Here is a 19,386-nt window from a genome sequence, read left to right on the forward strand (position 1 = left end):
GGGGGCAGGCGCCTTGGCCGAAGCGTCAGTCCGAACATTTCCACGGCCATTCCTTCCAAATTGAGAGAAGCCGTGAATGCTGCTGTTGAGCTTAACTTTGATTCATGGTCGACGCGGCAAGTCCTAGATCGTCGAGCGAGCCGTCATTTATTGTTTTGGACAATCGCCGCCTCCGAACAAGATTGTGGATATAGACGGTTTTGAGGCGCACTTGTTCATAGTCTTGTCAAACGATTTGTCCACCGGCGAGTCTTTGCTTTTTTCAGGAGGCCCGCCCCCGCGCTTCAAGATCTCAGAACGTTCAAGGATCATCGCGTCGAGCGACTGTCTCGCATCTTCCGCTGCCGCCCACGACTTTGCCTCAGCAAGCTTGGAAATCGTGCAACGCAATTCAAAAGCCTGCGGGTGGTCTGTTGTTCCTTTCGGCGTTTGTTTGATGTCCGCGACTTTGCACAAGCGTCGCGATGCTAGTCCTGCATACCGGTCTTCTGTCTGTTTTCCGTAGGTGGCATCGATGATCAGTAATTGCCCGTCACGACAGTGAGACGCAGTCCAGGAAACAATCATTCGGGCATAGACTTCGTGCAGGTCTTTGGTGTCCCATGGAACGAATCCTATGATTCCTAGTGCTGCGGACGTGTTGTGCCCGAAGTCACATACGGAGTCATCTGTCGGCCGATCATTCCGCAGCGCCGTCGCCCCGGCCGCCATTTGGATTTGGACTAAACTGAAGCAGGCAATCGCGTGTTTGAGATTCATATTGCGCCCGATCGATGTTAGGTGCTTGTAATACCTTCGATATTTCAGCACAGGGCTTCGGGAGCGGGCTGACCACACTCAAGAGTAGCGATTGTTGTCGTGGTCGCGTCGTGAATTTTCGCGGCGTTGGCCGGGGCGGCTCAGATTCTGCTGTGGCTCTTTGACAGCAGGGCGCCTTTCGTGACGTGATGTCGGGCCAGGAGTCGATTCTCGGCACGCTTCAAGCGCATACTGATATTCGTTGCGTGCTCGCCGTCGCTTGGCTATAAGCCAGAGGGACACAAAAGTAGCAAGAGATGCTGCGGCTAATGGCGTCAACAAGGCCACGGTGTCGGAACGGGAACTTGCCGCGTGCGCGAAAAGCCATAATGGAAAAGGTAAGAGAAAACATTTGGCAAAACTGATACCAAGATCAACGACGAGAGAGTATTGAATCGGGTAGCAGTGCGCTCCCGAAGTATGGTTCCAGTAGACGTAGGAGTCGATGACACCGCTCTGGCGCGCACCGCCGACGCTTATCATGTCTCCATTATGGACAGGAATGGATTGCACAGAGTATATGCGCACCGAATCTGAACCGATTCGCATCGTGGCGATATAGTAGCCTCCGTTTCTAGCATAGGTGACATGTGAAACGCGCCCGTTGGCAAACTCAAATTTTCCCAGCGCATTCCACTCGCCATTATTGATGTGTATGCCGTACTTTCCTTCCTTGTGCTTCGGATGATTATGAACTCTGTAGTCCATGATAGATGTTGGGCAAAGATGCTTTAGTGCCCGTCCTTTCCATGGTTAGTGATTACGTCAAGAGCACGAAGTGCTTTGGACTTGAGGTCAGAGAGTGCTCGTCCAGTGACGTCAAAAAAGGGAGAGCGTCCTGTGGTTACGCTTCCATCAGAGTGCTCTTCAATTTCGGTGTTCGTTTGGTAGCTGTTCTTTGCGTCCTGACTCAATCGATTGACTTTTTGCTTCTGCTGCTTGATAGCGGCTTCGACTTGTGTTTGCAAAGGTGAAGTGGGGGGCACGGGCGCCTCTGATGTCGATTCGTGTTTGGGCAGGGTTTGACGTGACGTCTGATTCGATGTGAACTGAGCTCCCGGGTCATGGAAATCAACTCGACTGGCCTCAGTTGCTTTCTGTTCGTGGTACTTCTGAATGGCATCGAACGAGTTTGGCACCGGTGCCCCATTCTTGAAGACTGGCGTGGGGGTTAATTGGATATTTGCCAAATGAGCACCTTCGCGCGCGAGCTCCATCGCGCTGCCAGGCGCGTCTTGCCCATGCATCTTAAGGAACATCCGGACTTGATCTGGGTTTGCAGCCAAGTCGAAAACCGCCGCCGACGATGTTTCGAAAGCTGTGTTAACCTGTTCGTAGTATTCCAGGCTCTTACCAAAGGAAGCGCCAGCCTGGCTCAGCTTCCGCCAAGTATCGACAGTCCCATCCCGCCCCTCTGTACCTGTCGCGTGGTCGCGTCCCTCGGTCATTCCATGACTGTGCTCTGTCGAGTGTCGTTGGGCATACTTGCTGAATTCGGAGATTTGTTCATCTGACAGGGCTGACAAGACCTTTTGGTCTTTGGTGGAAAGCGTGGCCGAGAACGCATTGCGCAATTCAGTTCCTGACTTAACCCACTTTCCAAGGCTCATGAACGCGCCCATAGTCATCGCAAGATTCGTGACATCGTCTTGTGAGTAGCCCGTCGACCTAGAGATGTCTTCGACCACGCGTTTCAGATTTTGAGTTTGCGAGTCTTTTTCCCAAGACTGTCCGTCGGCTGTCGTGTCCTGACCAAAGGTGCCCTCACGATTCAAGTTTCGAGATACAAAGGCGTTGGCGATGGAGTGGCCGTGATCCTTAGATTTTTGAATGACGTCGGATAGCGCTGAGGCGGCCGATTGCCGCGCAGATTCAACTTCTGTGCGCGAAACCTTACCCATGACCTGCATATGGCTGAAGCCTTTATTTTGAAGGATGCTTACCGCAGTTCGCCCCGTCGAAGTATTGCTCGTATAGGTGTCGCCTGTATCGGCATTCTGAGCGGTTCGCCACATGGGTGACGTTCTGTTTGGCGCGAGCGCGGCCTGGTCCATGGTGACATTGCCGGCGCTTAAGTTGCCTTTGGCTGCATCTGAGGTGCTGCCCGAAACAGATGACTGCAACGCGCCGATTGAACTGGCCAAGGTTGAGCCAAAATTCTCCATTCTCTTAAGGGCTGTCCAGGCAATTAATGGAATCGTGAGAGTTAGGTAGCCAACCACTGCGGTCGAAGCAATTGTGCTGGACAGGACAGGGTCCAAAGTGGCAAGGCTCATGCCATGTACACCCGTCGAGATCGTCGCGGCCGCAGCGTTATCTTTCGCGCTGTATAGTGTGGCCATATAGTTGAGGACGGCATAGAGCGGCGGCCATAGCTGTATCCAAATAATAATGGCCGCGTAGTTTTTGAACGCCCTCATCGTTTCCTCGCCGCTGGTCATCAGAAGCATCAGGATGACCAAAGGGAAAAGTGCGATGACCAAGGCTTCCAAGACGTTTCGGATGACCGGAAGGGCCTGCTCAGCTATGGCGCCGTTGTTTATCCAGGCGGCGTTTGTCTGTTGAATTGCCTGGCTGCGGCCGATTGCGAGCATGAGTTTCGCTTGATCGTTGGTCTGCATCCCTGATACAAGCGAAGTGTCATTGACCGCGTTGATCATCGCATTTTGGCGCAGGATGTCTGCGGCAGTGGCCGCCGAATCGGCCAGCGCGTTTTTCACATAGGCTTGTTGCAACTCGGGCGCGAATGCTGCCAAGGCATCTGTAGGTTTGAGCGTAGGATTTGCCCTTACCGCGAGTTGGGACAGCAATGGTGGGAGTTGCATTGGCAAAGCTTGATCAAGGTGTGTGAACGCCTGATCACAGGGCACGATCGTTGAGATGCCCGCGCTGTCTGTTTCCGGCGTGAAGCGAGCCGGATTTGGAGGATGAGACTGGATAACGCTCCAAATGTCGTTCGAACTCGCGAACTCGACGGCACTGATGTAGCCGCTCGAGAGGTCGTAGGCGACGCAATTGCCAAGGAATTCGATCAGATTTGTTCTGAAGTACGGATCAGTGAAGACAGCGCCACTGACCTGTTTGATCAGTCTGTTTCCGAAGACTAGTCCGTTTTTCGAATACGCTAGTTCTGTTGGCAGATTCGAATCTCCGGGTATGGTTTGAAAGGCGGTTTCGAACAATTCGGTGATTGAATTGCCGATGACACTGCTGATGCTTTCCATCGCCGCGACGCCGAACGGGACATTTGCGATAACCCTAACAGGTCCGCCGCCAGTCTTGTCGACGATGCCGACGGTCACTTTGGGTACCAAAAGGACGGAGTAAACCAGTACGACCGATGCCAGCCACTGCCACCCTTGCAGCTTTTGAGGGGCGAGCGCATATGCGATGCCGGCGGCGCAAAAGCCAATGAATGCGACAGCAGCCAACGCACCCACGTAACTCCCCGAACCGCAGATCGCAGCGACCGCGTTGAGCAGGCCGAACAGGCTTTCACTGTTCTGATATGCGTAAATCTCCCACATGGCGGTACTCTTTAGCGCATATAGGAGGACCTACGACCAAGTACATCGAGGATTTGTTGTGGGAGGCCAGCGCGTAGTTGCCGGTCCAATTGCTCCAACGCCAAGGCCATAGTGTTCATGGAGTTGGCCTTTGCGTACATGATTTGCTTTTCTTCTGCAATGCGCGTCAGAAGCCCTGCAGCGCGTGCGCGTACTTTTGCGGCCGTGTCGCGTTGAAATTCGTCCAATTGATAGTCTTTTTCCAAAGCCTGCATCCCGATGCGAATATTTCTGTCAAGGAAAACGTACGCGTAGTCGGTAGCAATGACGTCTTTGTACTGATTGATGAGCCCATCATGGATCTTTGCGCCTGGACGAGTGGATGCAATTGACAGCAGCTTGTAAACCGGCTCCGTTGTTTGGTTCACGAAGCCGATTTCTTTCGAGTTGTTTTGTATTGGTTGTCGATCAATGATTTTCTGGGTTATCGATGTCATTAGATCGACAACCTTTTTGGTGATGGGTGTGTGCGAGTAGCTCTTAACGGTGACGTTCATGCAATTGACATGCTCGTCGCAACGAAGTAGCGGAAGTTCGATGTTCCCCCCCGTCAGCTCGGATTGCCCGTATAGCAGTTGCTTTACTGAGTCCAAGGTTGGCGGAATGTTTATGCCATCCGTATGAGGAGTTGTGTAGACTACTGTTCCCAGCATACTCATGACGAGTTCGCGCTCTTCGTCGTCGAGCGAGTTGCCAGCGAGCTTTAGCGCTGCCCAGGTGAGATTTCCTGTAAATCCGGCGCGAGCTTTGGCTTCTGGGTTGTTCGAGTTGAGTGCTGCATTCATCACGCCATCGCGATCCGAACCGCAACGCCTCCTCGCTGCATCGCGATCGGTCTCTAGGCCGAGCGTTATTGCGACGTCAGCGCAAGCTTCTTGCGAATTGAATCCGACTCTTTCCGCTGCACTCGCTACTAAGCCCTTTGCTGTTTCACACGAGTTGATACGCGCGTTGTTCACTAGGGTGGACAGGTAGTTGAAGTCTTTGGTGACTCCGCCCAGCAGTGGTGAGACCGTGTCAAGAGCAAGCTGGAAGGCCACTCCAGGCAAGGCGGATGTGATATTGCGCAGCATGTTCTTCAATTCGTTCGACGAAATGTGGGAGAACGAGCCGCCGTATACATCGATACCACCGCAACCTGCTTTCGCCGTCGGATAGTCGATGGCCATGAGCTGATAGGTCTTGTTCTGCGAGCGCAGCATCAAGCTGCCGCCGGTGTAGGTGTTGAAGGCCTGGCCGCGAAATGCGCCTGGGGCAGTGTAATTGCCGATCGCGCCCAGGTTGTTGAACATGCTGTTGACCTCTGAATTGAGGTCGCCGGCCCGGATCGAGATCGGCATGAAGATGGCGGCCACGAGGGCGGCGAGCAGCTTCGTTTTCATGGAATGTCCTTGGGAACTGGGATGGCGGCGAATTGCGTCTTGGAGCCCACCGGCGTTGCGAGCGTAGCGATACGCTCCAACAGTTGGGATTCGGACAGGACTCCGTAGCCGATGGGCGCGATCGTGCCGCTGTACGGTTGGGCTAGAAACAGCGCTGGTACTTGGCTGACGTTGAGCGTGCGTGAAATGCCGTTGTCCATGCGGGCATTGCGGTATTCTGGCAATACGCCGCCGTCGAGCGTGACCGCCACTACGCGCAGGCCGTAGCGGCGTTCGAACGCCGCCAAAGTCGGTGCGAATGCGTGGCAATAGGGGCAATCGCCCCGGAAAAAGAAGAACAGGGCGTGGTCCTTGCCCAGAGTGGCGATGGTGCCCGCGCGTGCGCGCTGCTCCTCTTCCTGGAAGACTTCGAGCGCCTTGGCGTTGGCTGGCCGACCGTGGAGCGTGGGATCGAGGTCGGGTGTCGTCCATGCGACGCGGCGTGTGACTTCGGCGAAGGCGGACGCGAGTTCGGCGATGCGCTTCTCCGTCTCCATGTAGCGGCGGACGTTGTTGCTGGTCGGGTTCATGACCGCGATCGAGCGCAAGGTCTTGACTTCTTCCTGCAGGCGTTCGAGCGCCGCCAGTTCGGGCGGCTTAACCGGCGCGACTGGCGTCGCCGGTGCCGGCTTTTTCGGCGGCGGCGCCGGGTCTTCATAGAAGTGCCAGCCGCGGCGGCTGTCGGCCCAATAAGGGGGCGCCTCTTGTGTCGGCTCGATGGACTGCTGGGCCGCGGCTTGGCTGGCCCAGGCAAGCAGGAGCAAGGTGGCGGTGCGTTTCATGGCGTGCGGCGCTTGAGCGACTTCGGCGGGCTGCCGTCGCGGCAGTAATTGAGACCGATTTCAACGCGTTTTTTTTCGGGTGCGACGGCTCCTGGGACGAGCACACCCGCCTGTCGGAAAACGACTTTGAGACGGCTGCAATCGGGCTGGGCGTAGCGCCATTCGGTACTGACGTCGATCGTCAATGGGGCTTGCGTCGAGAAGCGTTCAGCAAACGCGGCGCCCATCTGGCCGACGAGGACGCCATGGGCCTTGCCGTCCGGGGCATCGATCGCCGCGACAAGGACAGGACGCGGATCGGTGACTTCCATGGGGGCGGACGTCACGGCCGCCGCGAGTTGAAACAGGATATAGATCATTGGCATTTCCCGTTCCCTCCGTAGCATTTGATTGCGCGGCCCTGGTTGACGGCTTGAAGGTCACCCACGTTCGGCAGCGTCGGGATGATCGACGCATAGAATTCGCTCAGGTCCATCCGGGCGAAGTCCAGACGCTGAAGTTCGGCGATGGTGAAGCCACCGCATTTCGGATGCTCGGGATCGCCCCAGTCCTTACCCAGTTGCCCGCGCCCCTGCTCGTTGACGAGGCGCGCCAGGCGCGAATTGAAGCAGCACTTGCCGATCGACTTTTCGATGCAACTGACGCACTTGCCGAGCACACGCACGCACGAAGAGCACCATTCGCCGATCGAATGGCACAGGTGGGCGCCTTCCTTCATGGCGGCCATTGCTTCAGTCTTGTTGCAGGAAGACAGGTCCGAGATCACATAGATCACGACCATGATGGCCATCGTGTAGGGATCGACGGCGACGGCGTAGCTGTCGCCCGTGGTCAGTGTCACCGAGCCGGCGGGGAGGGCAGTGCCGTTCACCGCCACCGTGACGCCGAAACTGGAGAAACTGCCGGTGAAGCCGTTGCCCTTCAGGAGGGCCATCATGCCGGCCTTGAGGAAGTCGCGGTTACCGCCATCCATCAAAATGTCGTAGACGAGGCGCGAGCCGACCGTGAAGACACGTTGGTTGCTCATGTTGGCGCCGGCCGCGTTGGTGTAGCAGCAATTCTTCAGCAGGCGGTTGCGGCAGCTGCTGCCTTCGCCGCCGAAGACTTGCTGGGTCGCCGGGTCGAGGTAAACACCGGCTTCGCGCACGGCTTCCATGTAGGTCATGGTGCGTGCGAAATCGGCGTCGTTCGTGTACTGCGTGCTGTAGCACTGGGAACCGAGGCAGAACGCGTCCGTGGGGCAGGCCCCGGCCGTGGTGCAGCCGCTGTAGTATTGCCCGAGGCCGCCGAGTGCCGTGTCGGGTGCGCGCGCCACTTGGCGTGCGGCGGCCAGCGCCGGTTCGCCGCTCAATTGCGGGCGCGGCCGCACTGCGTCGGAGGCTGCATGCACCTGGCCCTCGCAGCTCGGATCGCTTCCTGTGGCGGCACATGTGGCCAGGCGCGCCTTGGCGCCGCCTTTCAAATCCGTGTCGCGCAAGGCCGTCTCCGGGGGCGTCGCTGTATAGCCGGGCACGACCGCCCTCGCGGCCAGCTCTGTCGTCTGGCCGGCGGCGAAGGCGTTGGCGGCGTGGGCGGCCGCGAGTTCGTCCTTGGTTTGGGCTTGCCCGAACGTGCAGACGGCGAGCAAACAGATGCCGGCGATGATGGGACGCGTCATGGCCGGCCCCGCAGCGTCTGGAGGCGGCGCCTCGCCTCGGCCGCGTAGGCTGGCAGCTGGGCGAAGCGGTCGAGCGCGTAGTCGAGGCTCACGTCTCCGGCGGCCTTCGCGAAGCCCGTCGCCGGACAGGCGGCGCCGGCGCAACTGGGAACCGCAGCGGCGAGCACGAAAGCGGGCACGGCTTGTACCGCGTAGCGTTCGAACGCTTGCGGATCGATTTGCACGGCAACCTGGCGCTTGCCGACCAGGCGCTGGACATGGAGCAGGGTGGCCCGCATCGAGCCTCCTTCGAGACCGCGCAACACGAGCGTCGCTTGGGCGCGGGCCGCTTGCTCGAACAGGCGGTCGAGCGTCGGTTCGGGCAGGGTCAACGTGATGAAGACGCTCAAAGTCCCGGCCTGGGCCGCTTGCGCCTCGGCGAGTTGGGCGCGCGCAGCGCTGCCATAACCAGCGGCGACCTGGCCGAGGTCGAGCGGCTTACCGGGCGCGAGCGGGAGCGCGTCGACATTCGGGGTGGTCGGCGTGCCCGGCACCGCCGCTTGCTGGTACTTGCGCGCGACGGCCGCTACTTCGGCGTCCGTCGGCGTGCGCTGCTGGGCACGCGCGCGGGCGATATCGGCCTCACTCACGGTCTGTTGGGCCACGGCAGCGGGGACGCACGCCAGGCACAAGAGGCCGAACAGGCGACCCCGGCGCGCGATGGGATCAGTATCCGACACAGCAATTCCTTTTTCTGAACAATAGAAACGCGAAGTCTTCGCCTTTGACGGGGAATTCCTTTCCCGCGCCCCACAGGATCGTGGTGCGGCCGAAGGGCTGGCAGCAGCGCCCGCCGAGCTTGTCAGTTGCGGGCACGGGGAACAGCAATTGCGCCTTGTACGCCGTCTTGTCCATGACAGGCAGGAAGTAGGGGCCACACTGTCCCGCCTTGCCGTGCCAGCCCCACGCAAGCAGTTCGCGGTGCATCTTGGCCGTGAGGCGTTCGGTGATCAGTTCGGCCGTGCGCACGCCGCCCATATGGACCGGCACGTGTCCGTCGAACGGGTAGAGCCCGCCTTGGCAACCGGCGCACCAAAACAGCGGGGCCAGGCCGAAGCCGAGCGAGGCCGCGGCGCAGTCGGCGGCGCAGGCGGCAATGGCGACCGGATTCGCGAACAAGACCACTTCGGGATTGAGGATCAGGGACAGTTCGTTGTCGTTCCAGGTGGGATCGAGCTCGGTCAGATAAGCCAGGTCGAAGGCGCCTTTCTCCATGCAGGGAAAGTCCGTCACGGCCTGGAGCAGGGCCATCATCGTGTCGATGTAAAAGTGGGCCTGATAGAACGCGCCCGCGCCGCCGCTCGGATGCTGGAAGCGGGCCGCTTCGGCTGCCGGCAGGCCGGGATTGAGGTCGATGCCGCCAAGGGAGACGAGGCAGTAGGGCCGGCGGACGACTTCGACCTGGCGTGCCGGCTCCCAGAAGCCGACCGAGAGGCCGAAGGTGGGGTTGGTCCCGCAAGTGCACACTGGCGACGGCGGATTCGCGATGTCTTCCTGGCCGTTGGCGCCGCCCAGGCTGACCGATCCGATGCTGATGGGAAGGATGCAACTCCAGCAAATGTCCGTGATCGGATTGGGAAACTTGCCCACGCAGGCCGGCTCTGCCGTAGCCGGCCGCGCCAGACATAGGGCGAGTGCGAGGGACAGCAGTTGGACGGCTCTGCGCGCGGTCGCTTGGACGTTCATGGCGTCTCTCCCAACTCATCCACGCGCAGGCGCCGTCCCTCTTGATAGACCAGGGCGGGCACTTGGGCGATCCCGAAGCGTTTGACGAGCAGGCCGTGCTGGTCGAAATACACGGGCATCTTCCATGACTTCATCAATTGCAGGTAGGAGCCGCCGAGCAGCACCAGCTTGGTTTTGCCGGGCTGTTCCGCGACGAGTGTGGCGGCGCGGCGCAATTGGGCCGGATCGCGGGCGTCGAGGAAGAGCAAGCGGCGCGAGAAACCGACCACATCGAGCGGGTTCTTGCGCGTGCCGGCCGCGAACAGCAGATGCCCTTCCGCGTCGACGACGTTGCGGTCGAGCGTGAAACTGGGGTCGTAGTAGTGCGTGCGCCCGGTGCGCCCCGTGGTCAGTCCGGGTACGGGGCGGGGCGCAGTCACGGCGGCCGTGTTGGCTTCCGTGATGCGCTGTTGTAGTGCGCGCAGCTCGCCGCTGCGTTCCTGTGCCTGCAGGCGCGTGCGGATCTGGTCGAGAAAACTCTGTTCCGTGATCGGATACACCGGGCCGAGCGCACCCACGTCTTGAGCGGCGACAGTGCGCACCACGAGGCAGCAGAACAGGAAGATCAGGCGGTACATGGCGGCGCTCCTCACCACAGGGGCGTGACGCGCCCGATCACCTGATCGACGCGGATGAAGCCGCTCAGGGCGTAGCGCGAGTCGAAGCTGTCGTCGCTCGTGCCCTGGGCGTAGAAATAGCCGGGCGGGATGCGGGCCGGCGTGATCGGGTCGAGCGCGCGCCCATCGAAAGTGTGGGTCTTGGCCTGGCCCACATCGATGCCATTGACGTACACGCGGCGTCCGACCACGGCCACTTCGTCGCCCGCGACACCGGCCACGCGCTTGAAGAAGGGTTGTCCCGCGAGGCCAGGGTAAGCGCGCACGCCCGGGCCAGAAAACGCGAACACCACATAATCGCCGCGCGCTGGACTGTAGTTTCCGTGCCTGAGCCAGGCGACGTGGTAGGGCAGGCTGCCGCTGACGTTGAAAACGAGCGGCAGGAGCGGAGTCGGGGCGAGCAGCAGGCGCGCGCACATCAGTGCGAGGGCGCCCGACACCAAAACGTACAGGAACCAATGGCGGCGCAAGTCTTCGCGGAGCGTCGTCATGGTCACAGCCCCAATTTGGCCCGCAATTGGGCCGTAAGATCCGCCACCTCGGCCCGCTCGGCCAGCACGGCGCTGCGGTCGAGGATCGTGCAGGCGCAATCGCGCTGCAGGTCGGCCAGCGCGCCGGGCAGCTTGCGGGCGAAGTCGTTGCCGGCGGCGCTCGCAGCCTGCACGAGCGCTTGGCGGTCCTGATCGGATTGGACCCGGGTGGCGGCCTCGTTAAATTTCGCTTCCTGCGCGCGCACCAGGGCGGCCAGGTCGATGACGGCGATGCGCTGGGCGTGTCGTGCCTGGTGGACGGCCAGCAGTGCCATCGGCAAGGCTACCGCGATGGCCGTCAGGGCTTGCGAGAAGTAAGGCTTCATGCCTGCCCCCGCGCTTGCAGCACCATGTCGATGGCCTCGTCGATCGACAGACCGCGCGCGCGCAGTTCGTCGAGCACGCGGTTGTCTTCCAGCCGGTTCGAGAACAGCAGGTGCGTGGCCGGGTCCAACGCCAGGCGCGCCAGGCCTTCACCGATCGGCGACGAGATGTACATTTCGGAGAACACGCCCGGTTCCGTGCGCAGTGAATTGAGCAGGCGCTTCTTCGGTTCGTCCATCACGAGGCGCTTCTTGGCTTGCAGGGCTTCGATCGATTCCGGCTTTTGGCGCAAGAGGAAGACCCAGTCTGCGCAGTTCAGGGCCGACTCCAGCTGCGTCGAGGAGTAGTAGTCTTCCGCGTTCTGCGTTGCCGTGCCCAGGGCGCCGCCGTACTTGCGCGTGCGGCGCGCGGCCGCGTCGATCACGGCCGAGAGATAAGGGTCGTCGGTGCCACCGGTGTCGAGCTGCTGTTTGACCTCGTCGATGATGAAGACCTTCTTGCGGTTGCGAGAGAGGTACATCTCACCCGTGATCTGGTAAAGCAGGAGGCTGTTGAGGACCGGACGCAGGGCCGGCTTGCGCGACAATTCCTCGTTTTCGATCACGACCAGTTCATTGTCGAAGTTGACCGTGTTCGCGCCTTCGAAGAAGCGTTCATATTGCCCGCCCTTGGAGAAGGGCGCCAGCATGATGGCTAGGTCCTTGATGCGCTGGTCTTGTTTCAAGCCCAATTCCGGCAGCGAGCCTTCGACGAAGGCGTCGCGCATGGCCGTGATGGTCATGTCCTTGCCGTGGGCGCGCCACAGGTTCAGGATCATGACGGCGATGGCCTTGCGCTGCACGTCGCTGAGTTCGGCCTTCGGCGAACACATCAGGGCGATGGTAGGCTCCAGAATCTCGATATCGTCCTCGATCAAACCGACGCGCGGGAACGGGTTGAAGCAGATCGGCACGTCGCTGCGCACCTCGATGAACGTGCCGCGCGCATTTCGGCACAGCTTTTCCATGGAGCGACCGAAGTCGAGGATGCGCAACAGCGCGCCGGTGGACAGGTAAGACCAGGCGATCTCGTTGAGCATCACGGATTTGCCCGACCCGGAAGTGCCGATGACGGCGAAGTTGTAGTTGCCGCCGACGGCGTTGTCGTACAAATCGCATGCGACCAACTGGCCGCGCCGGCCCTGCAGCGTCAGCACGGGCGTTCCGGTGCCCTGCCATTCGGCGATCAGGGGGGCCAGGTGAATCGCGTTGGCCGTCGTCTTGCGCGTGGTGCGGCGCATCTTGCGCAAGTCGCCGAACAGCTTGGGCGTCAACGTCATCGGCAGGCTCGCCAGCAGGGCCTGGCGTTGTTGGTAGACGTCGACGCTGAGCTCGAAGCCGCGCGCGCGCCAGACCGACTTCGCCGTCTCGACCGCCGCCGTCGCCTTGTCGGGCGGCGCGAACACGGCCAGCTGGTGGTAGAGATAGACCAGACCGCCCCCGGCGTCGATGGTCTGCGCTGCCGCGCTCCAATCCTTGAGCTTCTCGGCCACGTCCGGCATGATTTGGGCCATCTTGCTCTGCGCGTTCTGGTTGGCCCGCACATGGTTGGCGACGACGGCGTTGCGAGCCGTGTTCGGGTCGAGCACATGCACGCCCATCGTGATCATGAAGGGGGCCTGGTATTGGAGGGCGGGCTGCATCAGGTCGCCCACGAGACCGCCCGCCTGCCAGAGGTGGAATTGGCGCGGGTAGGACTTGACCGACAGGAAGCGGGCCTGCATGCCGTCCCCCTGCTCTTGCTTCCATATGTGCAAATGGGTCGGATGCGGGTCCTGGATCGTGTCGAAGTCGACGATCTGGTCGCAGATTTCGCGGCCTTCGTCGTAATGCAGGGGAGCGGCAGCCCCGAACATACGGTCCGGGTTGACGAATTGGGCGCACCAGTTGATCAAGTCGGAGGCGGAGCATACGCGGTTTGGGAACGCGGCCGTCGTGAGCGTCGCCGCCATGGCGTCGCGCAGGGCCAGGACGGCGTCACTGTCCCAACCCGCCTTGGGGTCGAGCGTGACGCTCAGCAGCAGCCGATAGTGACGCACGTGGCAGGGGAAGCCCTCGGACAGCGATTCGCGCGCGCCGCGCAGCAAGTGGCCGACGCGCTGGCGCGCCAGCTTCCTGTATAGATTGTCGTTGCGTGCCGGCCGCCCGTATGGCTGGGACTTTTCGTATTGGTCCGTGTCTTCACGGCGCAAATTGGCATAGGCGCGCAAGTGGGTTTGGACGTCCGGTGAGCCGAACAAATGGAACTGCAGGCCCGTCCCGGGCGGACAGGTCGCATACAGGCTCACCAGCACTTCGACCATTTGCTCGTCGGCGCCCGATTGCGGCAGCAGCTCAAGCACATAGCCAGGACCGTCGCGGTTGATGAAGAGCTGGGTGGCCGCGTCGTAGGCCCGGTAAGGGAGCCAACTGGCGAACCGGTCCGGCGCAGGCGCGTCGTGCGCCTCCGGGCTGAACGACTTGAGGAATCCGAACACCATGGTTGGCCTCCGCGCTCACGGCTGATTTTGGGCGCTGGCAGTGGCGGCCCCGGTGGGCTGTCCCGCTGCAGTGGCGGCATCCGGAGAGGCGGGCGCAGCCGGTGACGGACCCGGCGGTGGCCTCAACAAATGCGCTACGCGCGAACGCAAGAAGGCGTCGCGGTTGCGCGTTTCGGCCGCCTCAAGGCGCCAGCGGGCGCCTTCCGTCTGCACGTAGACATAGGTCTCGTCGTTCAGGTCGTGATCGGCGTCTTCCCATGGTTTGATCCACATGCGCAGGACCCGGCCCGGTGAGCGCAGTTCCCCAGGGCCCTCGATGGCCGTCGCGACCTGCATGGCGGCCGGCGCCCTGGTGCTGAAGCCGCTACTCGGGGCCGGGGCGGGCGCGGACTGACCCGGAAGCTTGTTGTGCACGGCGTTCGCATACACGCCTGAGATGGACGTGCATGCCACGCCAGGCGGGGCCTTGCAGGCGAATTCGCTGCTGGCGCCCAAGCCGCTCATATCGACACAGGCCGACAGGCTGGCGGCGGCCAATACGGCCACCAAGGGACGAATCGTGGTCATGGGGTACTCCGGGTAGGGGGAGGCGCAGCTGCGGCGCGCTGCAGGTGGGTTTCGATGTCGGACGCCGTCATCAGGCCGTCCACACGGCTGCCGTCGGTAAATACGATGGTCGGTGTGGCGCGCACGTTGAGGCGCGCAGCCAAGGTCCGGTTGCGTTCGAGGGGCGTTGGACAGGCGACGCGTGTGTCAGCTGCGAGCCGGTCCTCGAGGGCGGCGTGCCAGGCGGCCAGCCGGTCCGGGGCGCACCACACGGCGTTGGGCAAGGCCTCGCCCTGGAAAGGCACCATGAAGTTCAAGACAGTGACATCGTCGATCCGGTCCAGCTCATGTTCCAACTGGCGGCAGTAGGTGCATTGGGGATCGGAGAAAACGACCAGGCGGCGCGTGCCAGCGCCATGCACGCTACGCAGGGCGTCATCCTGCGGCAGGGCTTCCACCTCGATGGGGCCCGATACCGAGGCGGCCAAGGGCGGCTGCCGTGCGGCCTCCGCTTGCGTAAGGTCGCGCAGCGTTTGCGTGTCGAACAGGTGACCGAAGATCAAATAGCGCGTGTTCCCGCCCGAGACATAGGCCACGTTTTCGCCCATCCACACCGCGTACAGCCCCGGCACGGGCGTGGCCGCGACGCGCGTGAACGTGGTGTGCGGATGCGCCTTGCGCAGGGCCGCCAGGAGGCGTGTTTCGGGCGTGGCGCTGATCGCAGGCGCAGCGACCACCGTCAAACCAAGCGCGTACGCGGCCAGCTTAGTCCTGTCCATTGGCGCCTCCCTGCGGCAAGGGTGCGGCGGCCGGCCCTTTGGCGTCGGTCTGCGCGAACCCCTGGCCGCCGCCGTCGATGCGCACGCCGCGTGTGATCACGACCTCCAGGTGGCGACCGGCGCCAACCTCGATCACGGGGAACGTCTGTTCCGCCAGTTTGATGTAGTAGTTGGCCAGCATGTCGAGCGCACGGCCGGTGCCCGTGCCGATCCCCCGGCGCATCTGCTCGCGCATGTCGCCGCCCATGGTGGCGACCGTGCCCAGGGCCGACGTGGTGTACGTGGTGCCCGAGTTGGCGAAGCCCTGGCCGATGCCGCCTGCAGCCCCGGCCAACAACGCGTTGGCCAGCAGCTGGCCCTGTTTCTGGACAAGGCGCCCGCGCACGCCGGCTTTGCCGTCTTCGCCGAACACGCTGCCTTGTATTTTGACTTCGATGACGGCGCCATCCTTGCGGACGCAGGACAGGGTCTCGGTGCGGATGAAGGCGCGCTCGGAACTGATGTCGCCGTAGCCGGCACCGATGACGAAGCACTCCTTGATGTCGCCCCGGAACTGGTTCGGCAGCACTGCCGTGTCGGCCAAGCGCAGCAATACAGGGTGGGGATTCGATTGGGCTTGTCCGCCCGTGGGCGCATCCAGGCCGCCCAGGAGGTCGGCCTTGACGAATCCGATCGGCAGGAAGCTGTCGATGTGCGGCAAGGACGGTTCGCGCGGCGCGCTTGGCGCACCGTTGGTGGGCGCGCCTTGGGACCGTTCCGGCAGGGCCAGAGCGACGCGCGTCATGCTGGCCGCTTCATCGACGGCTGCGTCCACGAAAGCGGGCGCGCCGGTCGGTACTTGGGCGGGAGCCGCGGCGTCGCGCCTGCCGGCGGCGGACGGCGCGGGGGGCGCGGCCGGCGACGCGGGCGGGGCATTGGGCGGCATGCCTGGAGCGGCGAGCCGCGATTCGAGTTCGCCCATGCGCTTTAGCATAGTTTCCTCGAAAGCTTGGCGATCGGCGTTCATACGGTGTTGGTTTTCCTTGTCCTGCTCGTATTGGGCAAGCTTGCGCCCCGCCGTCCCGACCCACAGGTCTTGTGCCGTCACTTGCGTGCCTGGGGTGATGACGCCGAGGTTGGTGACGGCGCTCGGCGTCGGCGGCGGCGTAGTGGGACGCGGTTTCGCGCCGCTGTCGGAAAACGAGAAAAGAACCCAGAGGGCGCCGAAGCCGGCGGCCGCCAACAAGGCCAAGTTCAAGTATTGGCGCTGCTTCGGACTCAGACGCTCGGTCATGCGGCGGTATTGGTCGGCGAATTTCATGTCAATCTCCGCGCCGAATCACATACACGTGCGAGCTGGCCCCGGGCGCCAGCTCGTGGCTGTCGAGCGCAACGGCCGCCACTTGTTCTCCTTCGCGGTCGAATTCCTGTTCCGCCAAGGGCATCGGGAGCGTGCCTGTGTTGGTGAGGAGGTAGCGCTCGCCGGTCCAGCCATTCCAGCTGATGACGCGTTCCAGGGTGAGGGCCGTCGCCGCCCACAGCCGGTGTTCGCGGTTCACTTCCTCCAGGCGCGCGTCGGCCGGCAGGCGCTCCGTCGACAAGGCGAGCAGCATGGTCTTGAGGGCCTTGATCCGCTCCGAGCTGGGCGTCAAACGTTCCTCTGCAGCGGGCCGGGCCGCTTGGCTGCGGTCCACCAGCACGATGGTGTCGGCCGGGACGTCAGAGCGGCGCAGGATCAGTGTGTAAGTCGCCTTAGGCGAGGAGACGAAGAGATTGATCGGCTTGGACGACTTGCCGACCGGTTTAATGTAGATCTCGCCCTTCGTCGCGTCGCAGTTGAGGATGAATTCGCCGTTGGGCGCGACAACGGGCGACGGCGGCGGCGCGCCAGGGACGCCCGGCGCCGCCTGCGCGGCGGCCGACTGGCAGGTGTTGGCGTAAATGTTGCCGACTACGTCGACGATGCGCGCGCCTTCGATGCGGATGCGGGTCGCTTCGCGCGTGGCGACGACCGCCTGGACGGCCACGCCGTCGCGTGCGTCGCGCCGCTGCTCAGCGTGGACAGCGCCGCTAGCGCATGCCAACAGCAGCAGGGGGAGGATTTGCTTGCTTTTCATCGGACACTTCCTCGAAGCGCTTGAGATGGATGCGTCCTCCGATCACCACGAAGGCCGCGCTATAGCTTTTTTGCGGTGCGGATGTTTCCACTCCGTTCACGCGCACATGTTCCGTGCCGACCAGCGTCACAGTCTGCGCCTTCTCGTCGGTTCGTAGCTGCCGCAGTGCAAAGGTCGAGCTGCCGTTGATCTTGCGCAGTCGGTCCGCTTCCAAATCCATCCGGGTACGGAAGGCGGCGGCCTCCTCGGGCAGCGTGTACTTGAGCAGCGTTTCCTTCTTCCAGTCGATCGACTCGGCCGATACGTCGAGGATCAGCCAAGCGAAGTAGCCTGCCATTTCTTCGAGGTAGGCTTGATCCGCATGGTCGTCCGTGACCCAGAAGGTCTTTTGGGGCGCGGCCGGCATCAGGATCGTGCGGACCGCCCCGACCATCCGTGCGCCCCAGAGCGCGACGCACACGAGCGCGATTGCCTGCAACAACACGGCGTGCGTCAGGCGGTCGGTGCGTTTGGTGAGCGCCTTGATATCTTGCTTGTATTGGTCCGCGTCCATGGACTGCTCCTGGCTATCCCACCATGCGCTGCAAATCGGACGGCGGCGTGGCGCGCATCGAGGTGAGGGGCGATGTGGGGAAGTGCCAATAGGCCCAGTGCAAGGCGAAGGCCTCATGCTTGTCGGCTTTGAGCCGGGCCAATTTGCGCGACACGGCGATGCCTACCGCGAGCCACCCAATGAATCCGAGTTTCGTGTTGGAGGCATAGCCCAACAAGAAGGCGATCAGCACCGGACTGGCCACATCCACATCCCACAGGCCGATCTTCCAGATGTCGTCCAAGCGGGTCGGAATATAGGGACTGGTTTTCATCGCGATCGCCTCGACGCCGGATTCAGATTGTCATGCCCATGATGGCGCCGCCCACCACGAGGCCGGTGGCGCCGAAGATGGCGACGCCGATATAGCGCAGGACCGGCCCGAAGTCGCGCAGGGCGGCCAAAGTGATCAGGGCCACCACAAAGGCGAGCACGCCGATCAGGGCCTTGATGCCGGGACTGAGCGCCGAGATTTGGGTCAGGGCCGAGGTCAGCGGACCCGTGATGCCGGCGAAGGTAACGAGGTCGACGGCGAAACTGGGCGCGGCGGCGGCGAGGCAGGCGAGGAACAAGAGGGCCAGTCCGACGAGGGTGGACTTCTTCGGCGGGCCGGCGAGGACGAGATGTGGTGCGTTCATGGTCATTCCTTTGCAAATTGACGGATCGGGGAAGGCCGGCATCGAAGCGGTCCGGGGCGGGGAAACCCGTCCCGCTTCGCGCGGCGCTGGGACAAATCTTGAACTCAGCAGTCGATCCGCTCCAGCAGAAACCCCATAGGGAAATGGGGGGCGTTCTTGCCTAGCGTCCGACGACACTCACTTGGAGCGCAATCGCTGCGCCGCTGGGCACCGTAATCGCCCGGCCTCGGCGAGCGCGGCTCGTGCAGACACTGCCGTCAGGGTGCATCGCATCGGGGTAGAGGAAGCAGTAGACCCGCCAGGCATAGCGTGCCCGGGCGGCCCGGCAATCGGCCCCGCGCAAAGTGGTGCAGGCGGCGTTGTAGGCGCCCACGGCTTCCCAAGTCACGCCGTAGGTTCGGAACAAATCGCTCAGCAGGCTGGCGCCGACGTCGATGTTGGTGCAGGGAAGCATGAGGTCGGCTTCGCTGATCCCGCGTTTGGACAGGCCGGGCAAATTCGAGCTATTGATGCCCATGCAGCCGATGTCGTAGGTGTGCGTGCGCGCGTAATGGCTGCGGTTGATCGCGGCGCAATTGAGATCGGATTCAGCGCGTGCGACCGCGTAGAGCAGGGCGGGCGCGACGCCGTGGCGCGCGCCGGCCGCCTCCCAGCAAGCGTGCGCGTGGCCGGCGTATGCCAGCAGCAGAAGGCCGAGGCAGCGCCACAGCTGGCGCACCAGGGCGCAGGCAACTTGCGCGTCGTGAGCGTGCGTCATG

21 protein-coding genes are annotated in these 19,386 nt (G+C 62.3%); all 21 read right to left on the reverse strand.

What is annotated here, in order from left to right; genetic code table 11:
- Window positions 1-147: 147 nt before the first annotated feature.
- A complete protein-coding gene (locus LZ005_RS05900) occupies window positions 148-759 on the reverse strand; it encodes a hypothetical protein (RefSeq protein ID WP_237805666.1) in 612 nt (203 codons plus the stop codon).
- A 78-nt stretch (window positions 760-837) separates the two neighbouring features.
- The gene (locus LZ005_RS05905; protein ID WP_237805668.1) at window positions 838-1,506 is read right to left on the reverse strand and encodes a hypothetical protein; all 669 of its coding nucleotides are present in this window, start codon (window positions 1,504-1,506) and stop codon (window positions 838-840) included.
- A 23-nt stretch (window positions 1,507-1,529) separates the two neighbouring features.
- Window positions 1,530-4,325, reverse strand: coding sequence for a conjugal transfer protein TraG N-terminal domain-containing protein (locus LZ005_RS05910; protein ID WP_237805670.1), 2,796 nt, complete (start codon window positions 4,323-4,325; stop codon window positions 1,530-1,532).
- Window positions 4,326-4,336: 11 nt separating this feature from the next.
- The gene (locus tag LZ005_RS05915) at window positions 4,337-5,746 is read right to left on the reverse strand and encodes a conjugal transfer protein TraH (RefSeq protein WP_237805671.1); all 1,410 of its coding nucleotides are present in this window, start codon (window positions 5,744-5,746) and stop codon (window positions 4,337-4,339) included.
- Entirely contained in the window at window positions 5,743-6,567 is an 825-nt protein-coding gene (traF, locus tag LZ005_RS05920; protein ID WP_237805673.1) for a conjugal transfer protein TraF, read from the reverse strand. The genes LZ005_RS05915 and traF (LZ005_RS05920) overlap by 4 nt, the downstream gene beginning before the upstream one ends.
- Window positions 6,564-6,926 (reverse strand): hypothetical protein, encoded by a 363-nt coding sequence (locus LZ005_RS05925; RefSeq protein WP_237805675.1) that lies wholly within the window; start codon window positions 6,924-6,926, stop codon window positions 6,564-6,566. Before LZ005_RS05925 ends, traF (LZ005_RS05920) begins: the two co-directional genes overlap by 4 nt.
- On the reverse strand, window positions 6,923-8,224 hold the full coding sequence (gene traN, locus LZ005_RS05930; RefSeq protein ID WP_237805677.1) for a conjugal transfer protein TraN: 1,302 nt from the start codon (window positions 8,222-8,224) through the stop codon (window positions 6,923-6,925). The genes LZ005_RS05925 and traN overlap by 4 nt, the downstream gene beginning before the upstream one ends.
- Window positions 8,221-8,943, reverse strand: coding sequence for a type-F conjugative transfer system pilin assembly protein TrbC (gene trbC / locus LZ005_RS21755; protein WP_237805680.1), 723 nt, complete (start codon window positions 8,941-8,943; stop codon window positions 8,221-8,223). Before trbC ends, traN begins: the two co-directional genes overlap by 4 nt.
- Window positions 8,930-9,949 (reverse strand): TraU family protein, encoded by a 1,020-nt coding sequence (locus LZ005_RS05940; protein ID WP_237805682.1) that lies wholly within the window; start codon window positions 9,947-9,949, stop codon window positions 8,930-8,932. Before LZ005_RS05940 ends, trbC begins: the two co-directional genes overlap by 14 nt.
- Window positions 9,946-10,566, reverse strand: coding sequence for a type-F conjugative transfer system protein TraW (traW, locus tag LZ005_RS05945; RefSeq protein WP_237805684.1), 621 nt, complete (start codon window positions 10,564-10,566; stop codon window positions 9,946-9,948). The genes LZ005_RS05940 and traW overlap by 4 nt, the downstream gene beginning before the upstream one ends.
- Before the next feature lie 11 nt (window positions 10,567-10,577).
- Window positions 10,578-11,096: a conjugative transfer signal peptidase TraF gene (gene traF, locus LZ005_RS05950; protein ID WP_237805686.1), complete on the reverse strand. Its 519-nt coding sequence runs from the start codon at window positions 11,094-11,096 to the stop codon at window positions 10,578-10,580.
- A 2-nt stretch (window positions 11,097-11,098) separates the two neighbouring features.
- Entirely contained in the window at window positions 11,099-11,461 is a 363-nt protein-coding gene (locus tag LZ005_RS05955) for a hypothetical protein (RefSeq protein ID WP_237805688.1), read from the reverse strand.
- Window positions 11,458-13,977 carry a type IV secretion system protein TraC gene (gene traC, locus LZ005_RS05960; protein ID WP_237805689.1) on the reverse strand — a complete coding sequence of 840 codons (2,520 nt, stop codon included), beginning with the start codon at window positions 13,975-13,977 and terminating at the stop codon, window positions 11,458-11,460. The genes LZ005_RS05955 and traC overlap by 4 nt, the downstream gene beginning before the upstream one ends.
- 15 nt (window positions 13,978-13,992) lie before the next feature.
- Window positions 13,993-14,544, reverse strand: a complete 552-nt coding sequence (locus LZ005_RS05965) for a TraV family lipoprotein (protein ID WP_237805691.1) — start codon at window positions 14,542-14,544, stop codon at window positions 13,993-13,995.
- Window positions 14,541-15,302 (reverse strand): DsbC family protein, encoded by a 762-nt coding sequence (locus tag LZ005_RS05970; protein ID WP_237805693.1) that lies wholly within the window; start codon window positions 15,300-15,302, stop codon window positions 14,541-14,543. Before LZ005_RS05970 ends, LZ005_RS05965 begins: the two co-directional genes overlap by 4 nt.
- A complete protein-coding gene (locus LZ005_RS05975; RefSeq protein WP_237805695.1) occupies window positions 15,289-16,602 on the reverse strand; it encodes a TraB/VirB10 family protein in 1,314 nt (437 codons plus the stop codon). The genes LZ005_RS05970 and LZ005_RS05975 overlap by 14 nt, the downstream gene beginning before the upstream one ends.
- A 1-nt stretch (window position 16,603) precedes the next feature.
- Window positions 16,604-17,398 (reverse strand): type-F conjugative transfer system secretin TraK, encoded by a 795-nt coding sequence (locus LZ005_RS05980; RefSeq protein ID WP_237805697.1) that lies wholly within the window; start codon window positions 17,396-17,398, stop codon window positions 16,604-16,606.
- Window positions 17,352-17,951 carry a type IV conjugative transfer system protein TraE gene (gene traE / locus LZ005_RS05985; protein WP_237805699.1) on the reverse strand — a complete coding sequence of 200 codons (600 nt, stop codon included), beginning with the start codon at window positions 17,949-17,951 and terminating at the stop codon, window positions 17,352-17,354. The genes LZ005_RS05980 and traE overlap by 47 nt, the downstream gene beginning before the upstream one ends.
- A 13-nt stretch (window positions 17,952-17,964) precedes the next feature.
- Window positions 17,965-18,264 carry a type IV conjugative transfer system protein TraL gene (gene traL / locus LZ005_RS05990; RefSeq protein WP_237805701.1) on the reverse strand — a complete coding sequence of 100 codons (300 nt, stop codon included), beginning with the start codon at window positions 18,262-18,264 and terminating at the stop codon, window positions 17,965-17,967.
- A gap of 22 nt (window positions 18,265-18,286) precedes the next feature.
- A complete protein-coding gene (locus tag LZ005_RS05995) occupies window positions 18,287-18,628 on the reverse strand; it encodes a hypothetical protein (RefSeq protein ID WP_237805703.1) in 342 nt (113 codons plus the stop codon).
- A gap of 160 nt (window positions 18,629-18,788) precedes the next feature.
- The gene (locus LZ005_RS06000) at window positions 18,789-19,385 is read right to left on the reverse strand and encodes a lytic transglycosylase domain-containing protein (RefSeq protein ID WP_237805705.1); all 597 of its coding nucleotides are present in this window, start codon (window positions 19,383-19,385) and stop codon (window positions 18,789-18,791) included.
- Window position 19,386 lies beyond the last annotated feature (1 nt).

The sequence above is a fragment of the Massilia sp. TS11 genome (assembly GCF_022012445.1).
Classification (GTDB): Bacteria; Pseudomonadota; Gammaproteobacteria; order Burkholderiales; family Burkholderiaceae_D; genus Telluria.

Bases quoted from the DNA above. Each gene is read 5' to 3' on its own strand.
- traC (WP_237805689.1), bottom strand. From the start codon at position 13,977: ATGGTGTTCGGATTCCTCAAGTCGTTCAGCCCGGAGGCGCACGACGCG.
- traW (WP_237805684.1), bottom strand. From the start codon at position 10,566: ATGTACCGCCTGATCTTCCTGTTCTGCTGCCTCGTGGTGCGCACTGTC.
- LZ005_RS05975 (WP_237805695.1), bottom strand. From the start codon at position 16,602: ATGAAATTCGCCGACCAATACCGCCGCATGACCGAGCGTCTGAGTCCG.
- LZ005_RS05915 (WP_237805671.1), bottom strand. From the start codon at position 5,746: ATGAAAACGAAGCTGCTCGCCGCCCTCGTGGCCGCCATCTTCATGCCG.
- LZ005_RS05925 (WP_237805675.1), bottom strand. From the start codon at position 6,926: ATGATCTATATCCTGTTTCAACTCGCGGCGGCCGTGACGTCCGCCCCC.
- LZ005_RS05995 (WP_237805703.1), bottom strand. From the start codon at position 18,628: ATGAACGCACCACATCTCGTCCTCGCCGGCCCGCCGAAGAAGTCCACC.
- LZ005_RS05910 (WP_237805670.1), bottom strand. From the start codon at position 4,325: ATGTGGGAGATTTACGCATATCAGAACAGTGAAAGCCTGTTCGGCCTG.
- traE (WP_237805699.1), bottom strand. From the start codon at position 17,951: ATGGACGCGGACCAATACAAGCAAGATATCAAGGCGCTCACCAAACGC.
- LZ005_RS05965 (WP_237805691.1), bottom strand. From the start codon at position 14,544: ATGACCACGATTCGTCCCTTGGTGGCCGTATTGGCCGCCGCCAGCCTG.
- traN (WP_237805677.1), bottom strand. From the start codon at position 8,224: ATGACGCGTCCCATCATCGCCGGCATCTGTTTGCTCGCCGTCTGCACG.
- LZ005_RS05970 (WP_237805693.1), bottom strand. From the start codon at position 15,302: ATGGACAGGACTAAGCTGGCCGCGTACGCGCTTGGTTTGACGGTGGTC.
- traF (WP_237805673.1), bottom strand. From the start codon at position 6,567: ATGAAACGCACCGCCACCTTGCTCCTGCTTGCCTGGGCCAGCCAAGCC.
- LZ005_RS05940 (WP_237805682.1), bottom strand. From the start codon at position 9,949: ATGAACGTCCAAGCGACCGCGCGCAGAGCCGTCCAACTGCTGTCCCTC.
- LZ005_RS05900 (WP_237805666.1), bottom strand. From the start codon at position 759: ATGAATCTCAAACACGCGATTGCCTGCTTCAGTTTAGTCCAAATCCAA.
- LZ005_RS05980 (WP_237805697.1), bottom strand. From the start codon at position 17,398: ATGAAAAGCAAGCAAATCCTCCCCCTGCTGCTGTTGGCATGCGCTAGC.
- traL (WP_237805701.1), bottom strand. From the start codon at position 18,264: ATGAAAACCAGTCCCTATATTCCGACCCGCTTGGACGACATCTGGAAG.
- traF (WP_237805686.1), bottom strand. From the start codon at position 11,096: ATGACGACGCTCCGCGAAGACTTGCGCCGCCATTGGTTCCTGTACGTT.
- LZ005_RS05955 (WP_237805688.1), bottom strand. From the start codon at position 11,461: ATGAAGCCTTACTTCTCGCAAGCCCTGACGGCCATCGCGGTAGCCTTG.
- LZ005_RS06000 (WP_237805705.1), bottom strand. From the start codon at position 19,385: ATGACGCACGCTCACGACGCGCAAGTTGCCTGCGCCCTGGTGCGCCAG.
- LZ005_RS05905 (WP_237805668.1), bottom strand. From the start codon at position 1,506: ATGGACTACAGAGTTCATAATCATCCGAAGCACAAGGAAGGAAAGTAC.